The organism is Olavius algarvensis spirochete endosymbiont, from assembly GCA_900608495.1.
Lineage (GTDB): Bacteria > Spirochaetota > Spirochaetia > DSM-2461 > DSM-2461 > UBA2779.
On record UWYT01000128.1, the window covers coordinates 1 to 548 of the forward strand.

General features: G+C 43.8%; 1 protein-coding gene. It reads right to left on the reverse strand.

What is annotated here, in order from left to right; translation table 11 throughout:
• Positions 1 to 251 precede the first annotated feature (251 nt).
• Positions 252 to 548, reverse strand: a 297-nt coding sequence (locus tag S1OALGB6SA_RS10105; protein WP_195910274.1) for a hypothetical protein, incomplete at its 5' end; no start/stop codon positions are given.

Here is a 548-nt window from a genome sequence, read left to right on the forward strand (position 1 = left end):
CTCCGCAGATTTTTCATTTCCAATCAACCTCCGCTTCATAATCAAAAAGGAATTGACTCTCTATAAGACCAAAGTGGATCCGCTTATAGCGATCAATCTAGAAGAATACTAGGAGCAAGCGGTGGCATAGGGATCGATTCTACTGCTTTTTCAACGGCTCCTAATATACCATAGGCTAAATCAATAAATGGCAGAGTATCACTCTTGGTAACAGCACCCCGGCTCATTCCTAAACCTACCCCAATAGAAACTCACAACCCATTTATGTCGCCTTTCTCATCGAAATAGATACTGAGAGAACCGGACCCAAAATTCAAATCCAGATTGAACCCAGTTCCTTCTGCTTCTTCAAAAAACCACGCTGCTCCTATGCCAACCCCCGCAGTTTTACCTACAGCAGCACCCACAGTTCCAATAATGCCAGATTCCTCTGGATTGTCGGTATCAAGAACCAAGCCAACAGAAGCATCAGGTCCTAATCCTAACGCTGCTTCACCTTCAATTTGAAAAACAATGTCATCCAAACCCTCTGGGTCAATTCTAACCAC